This window comes from Fictibacillus nanhaiensis, from assembly GCF_036213205.1.
Classification (GTDB): domain Bacteria; phylum Bacillota; class Bacilli; order Bacillales; family Fictibacillaceae; genus Fictibacillus; species Fictibacillus nanhaiensis_E.
The window spans coordinates 173,227-190,182 of the sequence record NZ_JARMFC010000005.1 but is presented as its reverse complement, the minus strand read 5'-3'; the positions used below and the strand labels follow the sequence as shown (position 1 = coordinate 190,182).

Genomic DNA, 16,956 nt, shown 5'->3' with positions numbered 1-16,956 from the left:
CTGCACCCCAATTGTTAGACACCACTAACAATTGGAGGTGCAGTTTTTTCATGACTAAGTATGCATTTGAGATAAAATTAGAAGCTGTCCTTGCTTACCTTGAGGGCAAAGCTTCATTGAGGGATATCGCCAATCAGTTCAATGTCAGTCTCTTCTCACTCCGAAATTGGGTAAACCATTATAGGGAAAACGGAGAAAAGGGACTCCTAAACACCTATACAAAATACGAAAATGGACGTACTCAATTACATGAACGACAATGGAGCGTCCCTTATGCAAACGGCAGCTGTGTTTAAGATTCCTTAGCCGCAAAACATCCATTTAAGTGAATTCAACTTTTTTAAAAGGTTTTATTTTTTCTTTTCATAATACATAAAAGCTAGGGCACCAATCAGTATAGAACCTTTTACGATATCTTGTGCGTAGTACGGAACGTTTAGCATCGTTAACCCATTAAGAAGAATACCGATCAAAACAGCACCAACAAAAGTACCGATCACATTCGGTTTCCCAGCACCAAATACGGAAAAACCAATAAAAGCAGCTGCAACACCGTCCATCAGCAAAGGAGCACCAGCAGAAACTTGACCGGTTCCAATTCGTGCGGCCAATAGAATACCAGCAAGAGTGGCAAAGAATGCAGATAAAAGATAAGCATACATCTTGTAACGCTGAACAGGGACTCCAGATAAACGGGCTGCTTCTTCATTTCCACCTGTAATATAAAGTAATCTGCCAAAACGAGTCTGCTGTAGAATAACATGAACAACGATAACGGCAATCAGCATGATAATGACGGGAACTGGAACAGACCATATTTCACCTTGACCAATAAATAAGAAAGAAGGAAGGAAAACACCAGGAGCTGTTCCACCTTCTGATAAGGGCATATTGTTGTAGATTGAAAATCCTTTTGTGAATGTAAGATGCAATCCATTGATTATATACATAACAGCAAGAGTTGCGAGCAGATCTGGAAGTCTTACTTTTACAACGAAGAACGAGTTTAATAGTCCAACTAATAAACCAATAGCAATGGGAATGAGAATAGCGATGATCGTTTCTTGTCGATACAGAACAAGAGCCGCAGCACTGGTAACGGTCGCTAGGCTAGCGGTTGATCCAACAGAAAGGTCAAAACCACCAACGATTAAAGAGATGGTTACACCGATCGCAAGCAATGTAATGATAGAAACGGAGCGTAGGATATCTGTAAAGTTTTGATAACTTAAGAACTTATCGTTAGCTAGACTAAATCCGATAACGGTTAATAGTATGACAAGAAGGGTGCCGTATCGGTAAAGAAAAGGAAAAATCTTTTCTTGAAGTGTGAGTTTTGTAGTGTTTATATCGTTCTTAACGTGTTCTTTATGAACATACTGTGTCATAATGACCTCCAGTTGCATAGTGCATAATTTTTTTAGTAGTTGCTTCGTTTTTGTTTAGTTCTCCTGCAATTTTTCCATCGTACATGATAAGGATTCGGTCACAAAAAGCGAGCAGCTCTTGTATCTCACTCGTAAAGTAGAGGACTCCTTTTTTGTTTGCAGCTAAGTTTTTGATGCATTGAAACACATCCTGCTTAGCGCCAACATCAATACCTTTAGTCGGCTCATCGAAAATGAATACATCTCCGTCCGTAAGAAGCCATTTACCAATCGAAGCTTTTTGCTGATTGCCTCCGCTTAAATGGTTTAAAAGCAAAGATGATTTTTGTGTTTTAATACCGAGCTGTTTAATCCATTTTTCAGCTTCTGTTTTTTCTCGTTTTCTCTGGATAAATCCGAACCGGGTAAACTGTTTTAAGACGGGTAATGTTAAGTTTTCAACCACATTGTAATCTACGAGTATTCCTTCTTTACGGCGTTCTTCTGGAACAAAGCTGATACCAGCTGAAATGGCTTTTTGAGGGTTAGATATTCTAACTTCTTTTCCTTTCAAGTAAATCGTGTCTTTAGATGGATCTGCACCAAACAATGCTCTTGCGGTTTCCGTCTTTCCTGCACCTACTAGTCCGGCCACTCCGACAATTTCACCTTCTCGCACGGATAAAGATACAGATTCACCTGTCGCTGGCACACTGAACTGTTGAACTTCTAAAAGTGTATCGCCGAGTATTCTGGCTTCTTCGTCGTTTAAGAGCTCAACCAATTCATTGCCTAGCATTGCACGAACAATCTCTTCAGAAGAGCAGTCAGACGTTTCTTTTTGAAGAGTCACATATCCATCTTTTAAGACTGTTACTTTTGTTGACAACTCCATGATTTCAGGTAAGCGATGTGAAATATAGATAATGCCAACACCTTGCTTTTGAAGTTCAACTAGTACTGAAAACAGATGTTGAGCTTCATTCGTACTAAGTGCGGCTGTAGGTTCATCAAGAATAATAAAGGATATATCCTGCGAAATTGCTTTTGCAATGAGTACTAACTGTTTTTCAGCTAAAGAGCATTGAGAGAGGGGAAGGGCAGGATCAAGATGTAGACCAACTCTCTTCAAAAGCTCTTGAGCTACTTTAAATCTTTTCTTCCATGAAAAGAAAGCAGGACCAGAAATAAAAGAATTCATTGTAACGTTCTCTGCGATACTTAAAGAAGAGACGAGGGCAGTATCTACTTCTTGAACGACTATTTCAATGCCAGCATCTTTGGCATGAGCTGGTGTTTTCAGAAGCAGCTCTTCTTCATCCAATTTGATAACACCGCCATCACGCTCATAATCACCAGACAGTATCTTCATAAGTGTACTTTTACCTGCTCCATTTGCTCCTAAAAGAGCATGGACCTCACCGCCTCTTACGGTAAAGTCCACTCCTTTTAATACAATCTGTTCACCAAACGATTTTTGTATAGAAGTTAATGAGAGTATCGTCATTGTTTGTTATCCTTACTTAAGTTTTCCATCCAAGGTGATGTCCCTGCATCTGATTTACCCCAACCTTCTACGTAGTTCCCGATCTCATCCATAGATACTTTAGATTTAGGCAGATCCTCTTTTTCTACCAGATGAGGTTGAACACTATAGATTTGAGGTGTTTCTTCACCGGCTACTTTTTGGTAGAGAAAGCGTACTTGCAGCTTTCCAACATCAGCAGGATCGGTTGCTGATGTTGAAACCCAAGGACTGTTTTCTTCTTGCATCAGTTGTAGATCTTCGTCACTTAAGTCGATTCCGTATACTTTAATCTCCTCACGTCCAGCTTGTTGAATCGCACGCGTTACACCTTTAGCAAATTCGTCCCAAGGAGCGAATACAGCGTCAATATCACCTTTTTTCGGATATTTCTGTAGTAAAGCTTCCATTTGTGACTGTGTATCAAGCGCTGTATTTTGAGTCGCTGTACCGAATCGAGCGATTTCTTTAATAGACGGATAACGCTTCTTGAAAGCTTCATACATGACGTTTCTTCGTTCCATCGGAGTAAAGCCGCCAACCCAAACGTATACTATTTCACCTTTTCCATTTAAGTCTTGCGCCATGCTTCGTAAAGCATTCCAGGAAAGGCTATAGTCATCCTGATCAATAACGGTTACACCTGGTATGTTGATGTCACTGTCAAAAGCGACTACTGGAATTCCTGCTGCAACTGCTTTTTTCACACTTGGGGCGATAGCATCAGCACGACCATGATCGATTAATATTCCATCAACTTGCTGGTTAACGGCTGTTTCTACATATGCTGCCATTTTTGAAAGGTCGTTATCAGCGTTATAGATCTGCACTTCACCACCGAACTCTTCCACTTGCTTCTTTACGCCACTAATATATTGAGAGGAGAATGTCCCAATAGAGAACTGATTGATAGAAGCGATTTTTAAAGGCTTTTGAAGCTGTTCTGGAACTTTGCTGGATATAGAAGCAGCTTTAGTAGGTTTTGATTGTGATTCATTTGCGGAGGCTGATTTTGTTTCTGTCTTGTTGGAAAGAGCATCTTGTTCATTGGTGCATCCTGTTAAGAACAAGGCGGTTGTTAGGCAAGCAGTTGCCATCATTCTGAAAGGTCTCAAAGCTTTTCATCCTCCTTTAGTGTGGATAAAGATTCTTTATAGTTGCCTCTGACAATTCCTTTTTCTGTAATGATTGCTGATATGTATTCAGCGGGAGTTACATCAAATGCTGGATTGAACACTTTTATTCCTTCTGGTGCAATGCGAACACCGTTTAAATGAGTCACTTCTTCTTCCGGGCGCTCTTCGATTGGAATATCATCACCGCTTGTTGTTTTGAGATCTAAAGTCGAGAGAGGACAAGCGACATAAAAGGGAATACCAAGTGCTTTTGCTTGTAGAGCAAGACCAAAAGTTCCAATTTTGTTGGCTGTATCCCCATTCGCTGCCACTCGGTCACATCCAACGATCACAGCTTTAATGTTCTTTGTTTTTAGCGTGTGGGCTGCCATATTATCAGTAATCAGCGTCACATCTATATCGTTTGCTTGCAGCTCCCATGCTGTTAAACGAGATCCTTGTAAGACAGGACGAGTTTCGTTCGCGTATACAGAAAGATTCCAGCCCTGCTCTTTTGCAAGATGAAAAGGTGCTAAAGCTGTTCCGTATTTGCTTGTTGCGATGGCACCTGCATTACAGATCGTCATGACAGCATCTCCGTCTTGAAGGAGGGATAACGCGTACTCTCCGATCTTTCTACACGTATTCTCGTCTTCTTCTTGAATCAGAAGTGCTTCAGCTTCAATGCTTTTTCTAGCTTCTTCTACTGAAGTAGCTCTTTCGGCAACTGCGACAACACGGTCTATGGCCCAGAATAAATTAACGGCAGTTGGTCGAGAAGAAGCTAAATAATCTCTTTGTTTTAGCAATTCACTTAAAAACGAGGAATGATCATTCTCTTTTTCAGAATTACTCCAAAGTGCAAGTCCGAATGCAGCAGCGATCCCAATAGCGGGCGCGCCTCGAACTTTAAGCTTAGAAATTGCGTCCCATACGTGTTCAATCGTGGTTACATTTAAGTAAACGGTGTGATGGGGAAGTTGTTGTTGATCTAATATAAGAAGATGGTCACCTCTGTATCGAACAGAAGGAACCCACTTTTCAGCTACAGTCATAATTTAAGCACCTCTAATCCAGTCAGTAAGTTCTGTGATGTTTGTAAGTTTTCTTTGATTTTTAATAAGTTTTGCACCTAACTCTAGAGCTGCTTTTTTATAAAAGAGTTCAACTTCTTTTTGGGGTATAGAGTCTAGATCAGCTACATGTGCAAGTCCGATCGTTCTTCGAATGATTTCACATCCAGCAAATCCAATTACTTCTTGAAACGTTTTATCCAAGAAATTCTCAAGAACACCGTCAATCTTGGCAAAAGGATCAGTCCCTTTCTCGTTCCAAAGCTCTGTAAATGTATCTCTATATGTTTTCCATGTCTTTTCGATCGTTTGTAACAGGTACGTTTGTAATGTTTCACGATGAAACGGCTCTTTTGCATGAACATTTTGAGCAAGATGATTAAGTGCAAGGTTAGCTATGAAGTGAGCGATATCAAATCCCGCGGGACCATAAAACGCAAACTCAGGATCAATTACTTTAGTAGAATCGCTCTTTACAAATATACTTCCAGAATGAAGATCTCCATGAAGTAGCACTTCAGCTTTTGTTAAGAATGATAGTCGTAGTTGAGCCACTGCTTTTAAAAGCTCTTTGTCATTCCAAATCACATCAACTTCACTTTGAAGCTCAGCAGGGAAGTCATTCGTTTCGTTATTGAAGAATGGATCTGTGAATACTAAATCTTCCGTAATTTTGCAAAGTTCAGGATTTGAAAATTTTCTAACTTGATCTTTCTTCTCAAACGGATGCAGGTAGAAATCACTAGAATAAAAAGCGGTTTTTCCGGCAAACGTTCCAATGTCTTCAGCGAGTTGTGGATAAATTTGTCCTTCGATTAGTCCTTTTCGAAGGATGACGTGGTCAGACAAATCTTCCATAACTGTGACAGCAAGTGTTGAATCTGAGTATAAAACCTTCGGAACCAAGTGAGGAACGGATTCAGCTTCTTTTAATAAAGCATCGCTCTCGATTCGTGCACGATCTAGTGTAAGCGGCCAGCTTTCTCCCACCACTTTTGCGTAGGGAAGTGCTTGTTTGACGATCACTGCTTTTTTGGAGAGGGCACTTTCTATATGAAAAACAAGGTTTAAGTTGCCATCTCCAATTTCTCTAACATGCAGCTGGTTTTGTTCGGAAGCATCAAAAAATTCTAATGGTTTTACCACATCAAGGACTGTCAGTTCGTTTAACGGTTCATATGTAGGTCTTACTTGTACGTTCATTTTTGTTCCCCCCGGAAAGTTTTTTACAAATAAAAAGAGCCTCTTTTCATATAAGAAAAGAGGCTCGGAATGATGATTTCCCGCGCCTCTTATCTTAGCAAAACAAAATGTTTTGCTGGAATTAGCACCGTGCCATACGCTGAATTGATCAGCGGCTCCCCATATAATGCGGGCGCCCCATCTTACAATGGTATTACGGTCGGTTGCTGGGTTTCATCGGGCCATATCCCTCCACCTGCTCTTGATAAGAGACCAAAATTATTCGTTTTTTTAATACGTAACAATATTCACGCAATTCATAATCGTTATACTACAACGTTGTGTGGAGATCTGTCAACACTAATTTTCAAAAAGAATTTAATATAGATCTGTTCGACGGTCGTTAAATACAGGAACCTTTACACGGACTTCGTCTACTAATTCAGGTGATATCTCTGCTGTGACGATTTCTTCATCGTGCACAGAGCCTTCAGCAATGATATCTCCCCACGGGTCGATGATTAAGGATTGACCAGCGAAGGTGTTTTTAGGGTCGCTGCCTACTCGATTACAGGCAATAACGTAGCATTGATTCTCAATTGCACGTGCGATAAGCAATGCACGCCAATGAGATTGTCTTTGAATCGGCCATTCGGCAGGAACAAATAGGATCTTAGCCCCTTTTAAGAAAGGGGCACGAATCCATTCAGGAAATCGAATGTCATAACAGATAGCAAGAGTGGAGAGGTTGCCGTCGATGTTAAACAGTGCATTGTTTTTTCCGGGCGAGATATATTTCTCTTCTTCCATCAGCGTAATCAGGTGAGCTTTTGAGTAGGTGGCGATCTGTTCACCGTTTCGGTTGTAGGTGAATGATGTATTGTAAACGGTGTTACTTTCACGATACGCGATAGACCCGCCGACAATATTAGTATCCAGCTCTTTAGATAATCGACTTAACCATTCCTTTGCCTTTTTACCATCATGATCGCTAATATCATCTAATCGAGTAAGATCATATCCTGTATCCCACAGTTCTGGCAGAACGATCGTATCAGGTTGGTGCTGAACAACTGCATCACGAATTTTATTTTCGATGTGTTTATAATTTTCATCAGGATTACCATATTGAATGTCAACTTGAATACAGGCAATTTTCATGATTGTACCCTCCAGATTATAAAAAAGTCTTTACAGAATTTCCTTAAGCGTATAACATAACTGATTAGAATTTCAAGAACATTCAAATTAGACTGGAAGTGATTGTCGTGAAACGTTTTGAGCAAGCAGAAGTGATGGGGAAACTGCCGGAACAATTTTTTGCCAAGCTTGTAAAAAAAGTAACTCACTATGTGGAGCAGGGGTATGACGTTATTAATCTAGGACAAGGAAATCCCGATCAACCAACTCCACAGCATATTGTAGATGCTTTAAAAGATGGAGCAGATCGACCTGATTTTCATAAGTATTCACCGTTTCGCGGACATGGATTTTTGAAGCAGGCTGCAGCCGATTTTTATAAACGAGAATATGGAGTATCACTTGATCCTGAGAAAGAAGTAGCCGTACTCTTTGGCGGTAAAGTGGGTTTAGTAGAATTATCACAGTGCTATTTAAACCCTGGAGATGTTGCACTCGTTCCAGATCCAGGATACCCGGATTATTGGTCTGGTGTTGCAATGGCTGGTGCTACGATGGAGACAATGGCCTTAAGAAATGAAAATGATTTTTTGCCGAAGTATGATGAAATAGATAAAGAAGTACTGGAAAGAGCAAAGCTAATGTTCTTAAACTATCCGAACAATCCAACTGCAGGTGTGGCAACTAAAACATTCTTCAAAGAAACAGTGGATCTCGCTAACAAACATGATATTCTCGTTTGCCATGATTTTGCTTATGGAGCTATCGGATTTGATGGACAAAAGCCGGTCAGTTTTCTACAGATCGAAGGAGCAAAAGAGGTAGGGATAGAGATCTATACCCTTTCCAAGACCTATAACATGGCAGGATGGCGCGTTGGCTTCGCGGTTGGAAACGAATCTGTCATCGAATCCATTAATCTACTTCAAGATCATTTTTATGTTAGCTTGTTTGGAGCGGTCCAGCATGCGGCGGCTGAGGCATTAAACGGGTCACAGCAATGTGTGGATGAACTGGTGGATACATATGAACGACGCCGAAATGCATTTATAGGACGTTTGCATGAGAACGGTTGGAACGTGGATTCACCAAAAGGTTCATTCTTCTGCTGGCTGCCTGTACCTGAAGGGTATACTTCTGAAACTTTCGCAGACTACTTGCTTGAAAAAGCACACGTCGTAGTCGCACCAGGCATCGGATTCGGAAGCGAAGGCGACCGATATGTACGTGCAGGCCTACTAACATCAGAAGAACGTCTGATAGAGGCTGCTGATCGAATTGCTAAATTAATTTAAACCACTCCTTTGAGAATTAATTGGTTACGGGTGTTTATCTCCACTGACAGTTGATTGGAGTGCAAGATGCGAGACTCCTGGGGGACGAGTGTGTCAGGTGAGACCCTTAAAAACGCAACGCGGCAAGGGGCTCACCGCACGCCCCCCGGAAAGCGAGCATCTGGAACGGAAATCAAGTCACTTTCAATGCATCGAAGAAAGAAAGAGGGTTGACAGATCCTTCATACCCTGTCATAATCACAATTAAAATTATATTCTAACAATTTGCACTCTTATTAAGAGCAGGTGGAGGGACTAGCCCGATGAAACCCGGCAACCATTCAGTTAATTTAGCTTAACTGAAAACGGTGCTAATTCTTGCAGTCGAACGTTTGGCTGAGAGATAAGAGGAAGCGGAACTGTCAATATGTAGACACCCCTTCCTCGTGAAGGGGTTTTTTGCGTTTTTGAAAGGAGAAATACGAACATGAGTAAAATTACAGCGACTTATTTAGTACATGATAAAAAAGAAAATCTACACAAAAAAGCAGAAGGCATCGCACTCGGACTTACAGTAGGTTCTTGGACAGATCTTCCTCAACTTGAGCAAGAACAGCTAAAAAAACATAAAGGTATTGTGGAAGAGGTAACCGAACTTCCTGAAGATCCACGTACTGATCAATTTTTAGGAAGTAAAAGAACTAGGGGCTTGCTTAAAATTTCCTATCCATCAGCAAACTTTTCAAATGATATTCCAGCAATTCTAACGACGGTTTTCGGTAAACTTTCGTTAGATGGTGAGATCAAGCTCGTAGATTTAGAGTTTGATAAAGATCTAGAACATAAATTTCCTGGTCCAAAGTTCGGGATAACAGGAATCCGAGATATCTTAGAAGTACATAATCGTCCACTTGTTATGAGTATTTTTAAAGGGGTACTCGGAAAAGATCTTTCATTCTTCAAACAGCAATTATATGAGCAGGCTTTAGGTGGGGTAGATCTTGTGAAAGATGATGAAATTCTTTTTGAGAATCCACTTACTCCTTTTGAAGAAAGAGTGAAAATCGCTAAAGAAGTATTAAAGTCCGTTCATGAGCGAACAGGTGAAAAGACACTATATGCAGTAAACCTGACAGGCAGAACGAGTGAACTTCGAGATAAAGCAAGGCGCGCAGCAGAATTAGGAGCCAACGCACTATTGTTTAACGTTTTATCCTACGGTCCAGATGTATTGCAAGAATTGGCAGAAGATAAAGAGATTCCTCTACCAATCATGGCACATCCGGCATTATCCGGAGCTATAGGATCATCGTCTCTCTATGGAATTGGTTATTCCGTTTTATTGGGTAAACTGCTTCGTTATGCAGGAGCAGATCTTGTGTTGTTCCCATCACCATATGGAAGCGTAGCACTTGATCGTAACGAAACCCTAAGTATTGCGGATGCTTTAACAACAGATAGCATTTCGTTAAATAAGTCGTTTCCCGTCCCATCAGCAGGTATTCATCCAGGTTTAACACCTGTTTTATACAATGACTTCGGTTTGGACAGTGTAATAAACGCGGGTGGAGGCATCCATGGTCATCCAGATGGAGCTGCTGGTGGAGCGCGCGCTTTCCGTCAAGCTATTGATGCAGTTGTTAAAGGAGAAGACTTTGAGAGCTTTGCTGAAAAACATGCAGAACTACAAAAAGCATTAGAGCTTTGGGGCGGTGTTCCAGTAAAATGACAACTCAACACCAATCGGTAATCTTTTGTGATTTTGATGGGACTGTTACCGAAAAAGATAACATCGTTGCCATCATGGAAGAATTTTCACCTGAGGGCTGGCAGCCGATCGTTCATGAAATCTTAAATGAAACGATCTCGATTCGAGAAGGTGTAGGAAAGATGTTTTCTAGAATTGCTTCGGATAAAAAGGAAGAGATCATTGAATTCGTCCTAACACGATCTAAGATCAGAGAAGGCTTTCAGGAATTTATTCAATTTACTCAAAGTGAGAGAATTCCTTTATACATCGTAAGTGGTGGTATTGATTTTTTTGTTCATCCTGTACTAGAGAACAAGCTAGATTCAGAATACATTTTTTGTAATAACAGTGACTTTTCAAATGACACGATAAAAATCACTTGGCCAAATGCGTGTGATGATCAATGTAACAATGATTGTGGATGTTGCAAACCGTCTGTTATCAGAAGACTTGAAGAGAAATATTCGGGAGCAGAAAAGATTGTAATCGGTGATTCGATTACTGATCTTCAAGCTTCTAAGATGGCTGATGTTGTTTTCGCAAGGGACTATTTGATAGAAAAATGCGAAGAAAACCAAATACCGTACACACCATTTGAAACGTTTCATGACATCATTCATGTCTTAGAGAAAAGAGGTGTAAAAAGTTGAGTAAACAACAGCGTTGGAATGAGCTTGCAGATGTAAAGGATGAGCTGGCATCAAGAGACTGGTTTCCTGGAACAAGTGGTAACGTGTCGATTAAAGTAAGTGACTTGCCTCTTTCTTTTTACGTTTCGGCAAGCGGAAAAGATAAAACGAAACGTACCTCAGAAGACTTTCTTTTAGTTGATCAGTACGGAGAACCTGTTGAAGAAACGCACTTAAAAGCATCAGCAGAAACAGGTATTCATTGTGAAGTCTATCGATTAACGGATGCAGGCTGTTGTTTACACGTTCACACAGTGGATAATAACTTAATCTCTGAGTTGTATGGTGATGTAGGAGAGATTACATTCCAAGGCCAAGAACTGATTAAGGCATTTGGGATATGGGAGGAAGAAGGCAGGATAACGGTTCCAATCGTTGAAAATTTTGCTGATCTTTCTAAGCTGTCTGAAGCAGTGGGTGAAGTAATCAAACAGGATACAAAAGCTGTCTTGATCCGCAATCATGGTATTACCGTATGGGGAAGAAATGCTTTTGAAGCGAAGAAACATTTAGAAGCTTTTGAGTTTCTGTTCTCTTACCAGATTAAGTTACAAACTTTAAACGTTTTATATAAAAATCAATCATTTGGAGGCGTTAAAAATGGCACAACTACGATTTCATGATAACAACGAAAGAATTGAAAAACAAAGCGAGGTCGAATCGTACTTAAACTCACAGGAAGTTATTTACGAAAAGTGGGACATTGAAAAACTTCCAGCACATCTTCGCGAAAATTTCTCGTTAAGTGATGAGGATAAAGCAGAAGTGATTCAAACCTTCCGCAGTGAGATCGATGATATTTCTGAGCGTAGAGGGTATGTAACAGAAGATGTTATCTCCCTTTCTGATGCGACACCAAACTTAGATGAGCTTTTGAAAAACTTCTTAGCAGAGCACCATCACACAGATGATGAAGTACGCTTTATCGTTTCTGGACATGGAATTTTTGCGATCGAAGGACCTAATGGAAGATTCTTCGATGTTGAACTTGAGCCAGGAGACCTTATCTCCGTTCCTGAAAATTTCCGTCACTATTTCACACTACAAGAAGATCGTAAAGTAGTAGCGGTCCGCATCTTCAAATCAAAAGAAGGCTGGGTACCGATCTACGATAAACAACCGCAAGAAGCTAAATAATAGTTATTGCACACCATTTGAATGAATGAAATGTTGTGTTTTCTTTTGTAATGGGAAGAGTAGATGGAAATACGAGCGCCATACAAAAAATACAAAAAAAGCATCGGTATCTAATATCCGATGCTTTTTCCAATTCCTCATTAATTTAAAGCTCTTTTGATTTTCTTAGATTGATCAAGCGATACGTGTGCAGGGCAATAACCTTTAGCACAGCATATACTGGAACGGCTAGAATCAATCCAAGTAGACCACCAAGGCTTCCGGCTACAAGCAAAATAGAAATAATCGTTAGCGGATGGATATCCAGCTTTTTACCCATAACCTGAGGAGAGATTACATTACCCTCAATCTGCTGAGCAATAACCATTACGACTAGTACTTTGATGACCATCGCTGGCGAGTCAACAATGGCTACGATCAGTGCTGGAACGACTCCGATAATCGGTCCAAGGAACGGAATAACATTTGTGAACATCGCGATGATAGCTAAGATCAGCGAGTACTCGATTCCAATTACTAGATAACCGATATACAGCATTGTACCGACACAGACACTGACAAGGATCTGTCCTTGGATGTAAGAACTAAGTGCGATGTCCATGTCTTTTAGAATTTTTGTACCATTATTACGCTGTCTTTCTGGTAGAGTTTGAAGCACCATCTGTGGAGCTTTTTCACCCTCTTTTAGCATGTAATAAAGAATGAAAGGAACGGTAACAAAAATCATAATAATGTTTGTGATGATTCCAATAAAGTTTGCGATGTTCGTCCCAATTGTTTGAACACTAGTAGACAGATAAGCAGTCACTTTATCAGAGATTTCTTTCACATCAAACTGGTCACTTTCTTGGAAACGGCTTACCCATTCATTTTGCTGTAAATCATTAAGTTTTGAACGAATAGCATCGATTAAAGCAGGTGTATTCTCGATCAAATTACTTACCTGTCTTTGGAGTATTGGTCCAATAGAATAGAACAGCAATACAAATAGTCCAATAGCAAGCAGGTAGATAAGAAGGATAGATAACACCTTAGGCACATTCCGTTTATGCAAAAATTGAACGACTGGCCGGAACAGATAATAAAGAACACCGCCAAGTAAAAACGGGAAAAATAGTGTTTGTACAAGAACGACGATCGGCCTGAAGATAAAATCAATCTTTGTTCCTACTAAAATAATAAGAAAAATGAGGAGAAATCCGTAACCGATACGAAAAAACTTCGACTGTGGCATTTAATGATCACCTTTATCTTCTGAAATATGTATTCATTATATACAACTTATAAGAACATACACAAATTTTTAAAAAACACCGGTACAAGGATAAAAGCATATGCTTTAGTAATGGGCATAGATACTAGAAATGGAGTTTGTACAGAAAGGATGAAACCAATGTGCGGAATAACGGGTTGGGCAGATTGGAATCGTAACCTCACACATGAAAAAAATATATTGATTAAGATGGCCACACCTTTATCAAAAAGAGGACCTGACGCACTCAATGTATGGAGTACTACACATGCAGGTTTTGGTCACGCAAGGTTAGCGGTTGTAGATATTGAAGGCGGCGTTCAGCCGATGACAAGAACAAAGAACAAATTACAGTATACACTTTGCTATAACGGAGAGCTGTACAACACAGAAGATCTACGTAAGGAACTTTTACAAAGAGGGTATTCGTTTGAGGGGCATTCTGATACTGAAGTGTTACTTACTTCTTATATGGAATGGGGAGAAAGTTGTATTGATCGTTTTAATGGAATATTTGCATTTGGCATTTGGGATGAAGAAAAGCAAAGTTTGTTTGTAGCTCGAGATCGATTAGGGGTAAAGCCGTTCTTTTATACGGAAAAAGGCGGTATGCTGTTATTTGGGTCTGAAATAAAATCTATATTAGCTCATCCAGATGTGAAGGCTGAAATAGATCGTGAAGGATTGCAAGAAGTGTTCGGTCTAGGACCTTCGCGTACGCCAGGTAATGGTGTATATAAGGGAATAAAAGAGCTTCGTCCTGCTCATGCTGCAACGTATTCAAAAAATGGGCTGAAAATTTGGCGGTATTGGAACGTGGAAAGTAAACTACATCAAGACTCTTTAGAAGACACGATTGAAAATGTGAAGGATCTTGTGACTGATGCAGTAACACGACAGTTGGTTGCAGATGTACCCGTATGTACGTTTCTTTCTGGCGGCCTCGATTCAAGTGCGATAACAGCAATCGCAGCTAAATATTTTAAAGAAGAAAACAAAGGTGATCTTCATACGTTCAGCATTGATTATGTAGATAATGATAAGTATTTTAAGGCGAGTGATTATCAGCCTAATTCAGATGCGTATTGGATCAATCAGATGGTTGATGCTACAAAATCTTTTCATCATAGCTGCGTGATTGATAATGAACTATTAATCAATCATTTGCGTGAAGCAGTAACTGTTCGTGATCTGCCAGGAATGGCTGATGTGGATTCTTCACTTTTATGGTTCTGCCGACAGATAAAACCACAGTCAACAGTTGCTCTATCAGGAGAATGCGCAGACGAAATCTTTGGAGGGTATCCATGGTTTCATAAAGAGGAGCTTTTGAATCGTCCGATGTTTCCGTGGATGCGTTCAACGGAAGCACGTCAAAATCTTTTACAAGACTCGTGGGCTAGTAAACTGAATCTAGCTTCATATGTTCAGCAACGATACGAAGAGACAGTGAATGAAACGCCTGTTTTAGAGGGAGAAACTAAAATAGAAGCGAGAAGACGAGAAATTTTCTATCTAAATATGATTTGGTTCATGACGACTCTATTGGATCGCAAAGACCGTATGAGCATGGGAGCTTCCTTAGAAGTGAGGGTGCCTTTTGCAGATCATAGAATTGTAGAATATGCATGGAACATTCCTTGGGATATGAAAATGCTGGATGGTAGAGAGAAGGGAATACTTAGAAAAGCACTTACGGGTGTACTTCCGAATGATGTACTGTATCGGAAAAAAAGTCCTTATCCGAAAACATTCCATCCGGATTATACAAACGGCGTAAAAGATTGGTTAACAAGTATCGTCAAGAAAAAGAATTCACCATTGTTTGAAGTATTAAACCGAGTACGTGTTCAAGAAATTATTCAAACGAATGGAGAGACGTTTAAAGAGCCTTGGTTTGGCCAGCTTATGACAGGACCACAATTAATGGCTCATCTTGCACAGATTGATAGCTGGTTAACCGATTACAATATTAATATTGTAGATTAATCGCAAAAAAACCGGAGAACACTCTGTTCTCCGGTTTTAGTATTTATGCAGTTGCTTCTTGTTCCACGACTAATTGTTTTTGCCACTTTCTATTGCGCCATCTTGATAGCATGAACAGTCCCCGAAGCCATTCATCTGCAGCGAATGCTAGCCAAATTCCTATTAACCCTAGATCAAAGGTAATTCCTAACAAGTAGGCGAGAGGAACACTTACTCCCCACATAGAGATGACTCCCATAATGACCGGGAATTTAACATCACCTGCTGCTCTCAGGCTAGAAATGATAACAAGATTAAAAGAACGGCCAGGTTCTAGCAGAAGTGTTAAGTATAAAAGAATGGTTCCTTCCTTAATAATCTCAGGATTATCTGTAAAGATAGACAGGAGAGGCTTTGCAAAAAGAGAAGCTAAACCTGCCATAAGAAAACTTATAATCATGGCATACGTTTGGCTTTTAAGACACATCTTATAAGCAGAGTCGTACGATTTTGCACCGATTAAGTGACCAATTAATATTTGTGTACCTTGACCGATCGCTACGGCAAAAAGGAAGATAAACATCATAATATTAAAGGTATATACTTTTGTAGTTAGTGCGGTTGTACCAAGCAGCGTAATGAAGAACGTAATCAACATCTGTGAACCACTATAAGATAGATGCTCTCCAGCTGATGGTAATCCGATTTTTAATACACTTTTAATATGAAGAGGGAATAGTTTGAACGAGCTAGCAAAAGGCAGTGGTATAGAAGAGCGCTTGAACAAAAGGTAAAGAATAACAACTAAACCTAAAAAACGACTAACAGAGGTTGAAATTGCTACACCTTCAACACCTAGTACTGGAAAACCGAAAGCTCCAAAGATAAATAAATAGTTTCCTATCACGTTTAAGATGTTCATTCCAATTGTCACGTACATAGCATCTTTCGTAAAACCATAACTTCTTATTGCAGCCCCAATCGTCATAATGACAGATTGGATAAATGAAAATCCTCCTACAATTAAAAGATAGCTAGATGCTTCTGCCATCAACTCTGGTGGTGTATTCATCCATGTTAAAAACACATCGCCAAAGATTAATAAAGCAGCACTTAAGAGCAAGCCAAAAATCAAGTTCCCCAAGATGGCAACTACCGCTACCTCAGCAGCTGTTCGTTCAAGTTTTGCACCTATTGCTTGTGCAATAACTACACTCGCTCCTGTGGCAACAAATCCAAACATTACGATTACGATTGATAGCAGTTGATTAGTAAGACCGACAGCGGCCACTGAGTGATCAGAATATTGACTGAGCATAAGTGTATCAGCGTTCCCCATCAACATATGAAGCATTATTTCTATAAATATTGGCCACGTTATGGCAAAAAGGGAAAGCTTAGCAGCTTTGTTGCCTTTCATGTAAATCCCTCTCCATCGTGTTTATATTGTATGGTTTTAACATTTACCTATTGTATCAGGTATG

At 40.0% G+C, this 16,956-nt stretch carries 15 protein-coding genes and 2 riboswitches; of the genes, 7 read left to right on the top strand and 8 right to left on the bottom strand.

Features of this window, described 5'->3' with window-relative positions; translation table 11 throughout:
• Positions 1–50 precede the first annotated feature (50 nt).
• A complete protein-coding gene (locus P4V41_RS05480) occupies positions 51–296 on the top strand; it encodes a helix-turn-helix domain-containing protein (RefSeq protein WP_328083779.1) in 246 nt (81 codons plus the stop codon).
• Positions 297–350: 54 nt separating this feature from the next.
• Here the strand turns inward: P4V41_RS05480 and P4V41_RS05475 are convergent, their stop codons facing one another.
• The 6 genes from P4V41_RS05475 to P4V41_RS05450 form a co-directional block, all read right to left on the bottom strand.
• Positions 351–1,388, bottom strand: a complete 1,038-nt coding sequence (locus P4V41_RS05475) for an ABC transporter permease (RefSeq protein ID WP_328083778.1) — start codon at positions 1,386–1,388, stop codon at positions 351–353.
• Entirely contained in the window at positions 1,369–2,874 is a 1,506-nt protein-coding gene (locus P4V41_RS05470) for a sugar ABC transporter ATP-binding protein (protein ID WP_328083777.1), read from the bottom strand. Before P4V41_RS05470 ends, P4V41_RS05475 begins: the two co-directional genes overlap by 20 nt.
• Positions 2,871–3,992, bottom strand: a complete 1,122-nt coding sequence (locus P4V41_RS05465) for a sugar ABC transporter substrate-binding protein (RefSeq protein ID WP_328084033.1) — start codon at positions 3,990–3,992, stop codon at positions 2,871–2,873. The genes P4V41_RS05470 and P4V41_RS05465 overlap by 4 nt, the downstream gene beginning before the upstream one ends.
• An 11-nt stretch (positions 3,993–4,003) precedes the next feature.
• A complete protein-coding gene (mtnA, locus tag P4V41_RS05460) occupies positions 4,004–5,062 on the bottom strand; it encodes an S-methyl-5-thioribose-1-phosphate isomerase (protein ID WP_328083775.1) in 1,059 nt (352 codons plus the stop codon).
• 3 nt (positions 5,063–5,065) lie between these two features.
• Positions 5,066–6,283 carry an S-methyl-5-thioribose kinase gene (gene mtnK, locus P4V41_RS05455; RefSeq protein WP_328083774.1) on the bottom strand — a complete coding sequence of 406 codons (1,218 nt, stop codon included), beginning with the start codon at positions 6,281–6,283 and terminating at the stop codon, positions 5,066–5,068.
• An 86-nt stretch (positions 6,284–6,369) separates the two neighbouring features.
• Positions 6,370–6,534: riboswitch (SAM riboswitch) on the bottom strand.
• 106 nt (positions 6,535–6,640) lie between these two features.
• Positions 6,641–7,423 carry a carbon-nitrogen family hydrolase gene (locus P4V41_RS05450; protein WP_328083773.1) on the bottom strand — a complete coding sequence of 261 codons (783 nt, stop codon included), beginning with the start codon at positions 7,421–7,423 and terminating at the stop codon, positions 6,641–6,643.
• Positions 7,424–7,530: 107 nt separating this feature from the next.
• On the opposite strand from P4V41_RS05450, the gene P4V41_RS05445 reads away from it, so the two are divergent.
• From P4V41_RS05445 to P4V41_RS05425, 5 genes are all read left to right on the top strand, one after another.
• Complete coding sequence (locus P4V41_RS05445; protein ID WP_328083772.1) at positions 7,531–8,697, top strand: pyridoxal phosphate-dependent aminotransferase; 1,167 nt, start codon at positions 7,531–7,533, stop codon at positions 8,695–8,697.
• Between the two features lie 269 nt (positions 8,698–8,966).
• Positions 8,967–9,086: riboswitch (SAM riboswitch) on the top strand.
• Between the two features lie 77 nt (positions 9,087–9,163).
• Positions 9,164–10,405 (top strand): 2,3-diketo-5-methylthiopentyl-1-phosphate enolase, encoded by a 1,242-nt coding sequence (locus tag P4V41_RS05440; protein ID WP_328083771.1) that lies wholly within the window; start codon positions 9,164–9,166, stop codon positions 10,403–10,405.
• The gene (locus tag P4V41_RS05435) at positions 10,402–11,076 is read left to right on the top strand and encodes a 2-hydroxy-3-keto-5-methylthiopentenyl-1-phosphate phosphatase (RefSeq protein ID WP_328083769.1); all 675 of its coding nucleotides are present in this window, start codon (positions 10,402–10,404) and stop codon (positions 11,074–11,076) included. The genes P4V41_RS05440 and P4V41_RS05435 overlap by 4 nt, the downstream gene beginning before the upstream one ends.
• Positions 11,073–11,738 carry a methylthioribulose 1-phosphate dehydratase gene (locus P4V41_RS05430; protein WP_328083768.1) on the top strand — a complete coding sequence of 222 codons (666 nt, stop codon included), beginning with the start codon at positions 11,073–11,075 and terminating at the stop codon, positions 11,736–11,738. Before P4V41_RS05435 ends, P4V41_RS05430 begins: the two co-directional genes overlap by 4 nt.
• The gene (locus tag P4V41_RS05425; RefSeq protein WP_328083767.1) at positions 11,716–12,252 is read left to right on the top strand and encodes a 1,2-dihydroxy-3-keto-5-methylthiopentene dioxygenase; all 537 of its coding nucleotides are present in this window, start codon (positions 11,716–11,718) and stop codon (positions 12,250–12,252) included. Before P4V41_RS05430 ends, P4V41_RS05425 begins: the two co-directional genes overlap by 23 nt.
• 145 nt (positions 12,253–12,397) lie before the next feature.
• On the opposite strand, the gene P4V41_RS05420 is transcribed toward P4V41_RS05425, so the two are convergent.
• Positions 12,398–13,486: an AI-2E family transporter gene (locus tag P4V41_RS05420; protein WP_144701205.1), complete on the bottom strand. Its 1,089-nt coding sequence runs from the start codon at positions 13,484–13,486 to the stop codon at positions 12,398–12,400.
• 159 nt (positions 13,487–13,645) lie between these two features.
• On the opposite strand from P4V41_RS05420, the gene asnB reads away from it, so the two are divergent.
• Entirely contained in the window at positions 13,646–15,493 is a 1,848-nt protein-coding gene (gene asnB, locus P4V41_RS05415) for an asparagine synthase (glutamine-hydrolyzing) (RefSeq protein ID WP_328083764.1), read from the top strand.
• Positions 15,494–15,536: 43 nt separating this feature from the next.
• On the opposite strand, the gene P4V41_RS05410 is transcribed toward asnB, so the two are convergent.
• Positions 15,537–16,892: an MATE family efflux transporter gene (locus tag P4V41_RS05410; RefSeq protein ID WP_328083763.1), complete on the bottom strand. Its 1,356-nt coding sequence runs from the start codon at positions 16,890–16,892 to the stop codon at positions 15,537–15,539.
• Positions 16,893–16,956: the final 64 nt, after the last annotated feature.

Bases quoted from the DNA above. Each gene is read 5' to 3' on its own strand.
- P4V41_RS05465 (WP_328084033.1), bottom strand. From the start codon at position 3,992: ATGATGGCAACTGCTTGCCTAACAACCGCCTTGTTCTTAACAGGATGC.
- P4V41_RS05480 (WP_328083779.1), top strand. From the start codon at position 51: ATGACTAAGTATGCATTTGAGATAAAATTAGAAGCTGTCCTTGCTTAC.
- mtnK (WP_328083774.1), bottom strand. From the start codon at position 6,283: ATGAACGTACAAGTAAGACCTACATATGAACCGTTAAACGAACTGACA.
- P4V41_RS05450 (WP_328083773.1), bottom strand. From the start codon at position 7,423: ATGAAAATTGCCTGTATTCAAGTTGACATTCAATATGGTAATCCTGAT.
- P4V41_RS05440 (WP_328083771.1), top strand. From the start codon at position 9,164: ATGAGTAAAATTACAGCGACTTATTTAGTACATGATAAAAAAGAAAAT.
- P4V41_RS05435 (WP_328083769.1), top strand. From the start codon at position 10,402: ATGACAACTCAACACCAATCGGTAATCTTTTGTGATTTTGATGGGACT.
- P4V41_RS05420 (WP_144701205.1), bottom strand. From the start codon at position 13,486: ATGCCACAGTCGAAGTTTTTTCGTATCGGTTACGGATTTCTCCTCATT.
- asnB (WP_328083764.1), top strand. From the start codon at position 13,646: ATGTGCGGAATAACGGGTTGGGCAGATTGGAATCGTAACCTCACACAT.
- P4V41_RS05425 (WP_328083767.1), top strand. From the start codon at position 11,716: ATGGCACAACTACGATTTCATGATAACAACGAAAGAATTGAAAAACAA.
- P4V41_RS05470 (WP_328083777.1), bottom strand. From the start codon at position 2,874: ATGACGATACTCTCATTAACTTCTATACAAAAATCGTTTGGTGAACAG.
- P4V41_RS05475 (WP_328083778.1), bottom strand. From the start codon at position 1,388: ATGACACAGTATGTTCATAAAGAACACGTTAAGAACGATATAAACACT.
- mtnA (WP_328083775.1), bottom strand. From the start codon at position 5,062: ATGACTGTAGCTGAAAAGTGGGTTCCTTCTGTTCGATACAGAGGTGAC.
- P4V41_RS05410 (WP_328083763.1), bottom strand. From the start codon at position 16,892: ATGAAAGGCAACAAAGCTGCTAAGCTTTCCCTTTTTGCCATAACGTGG.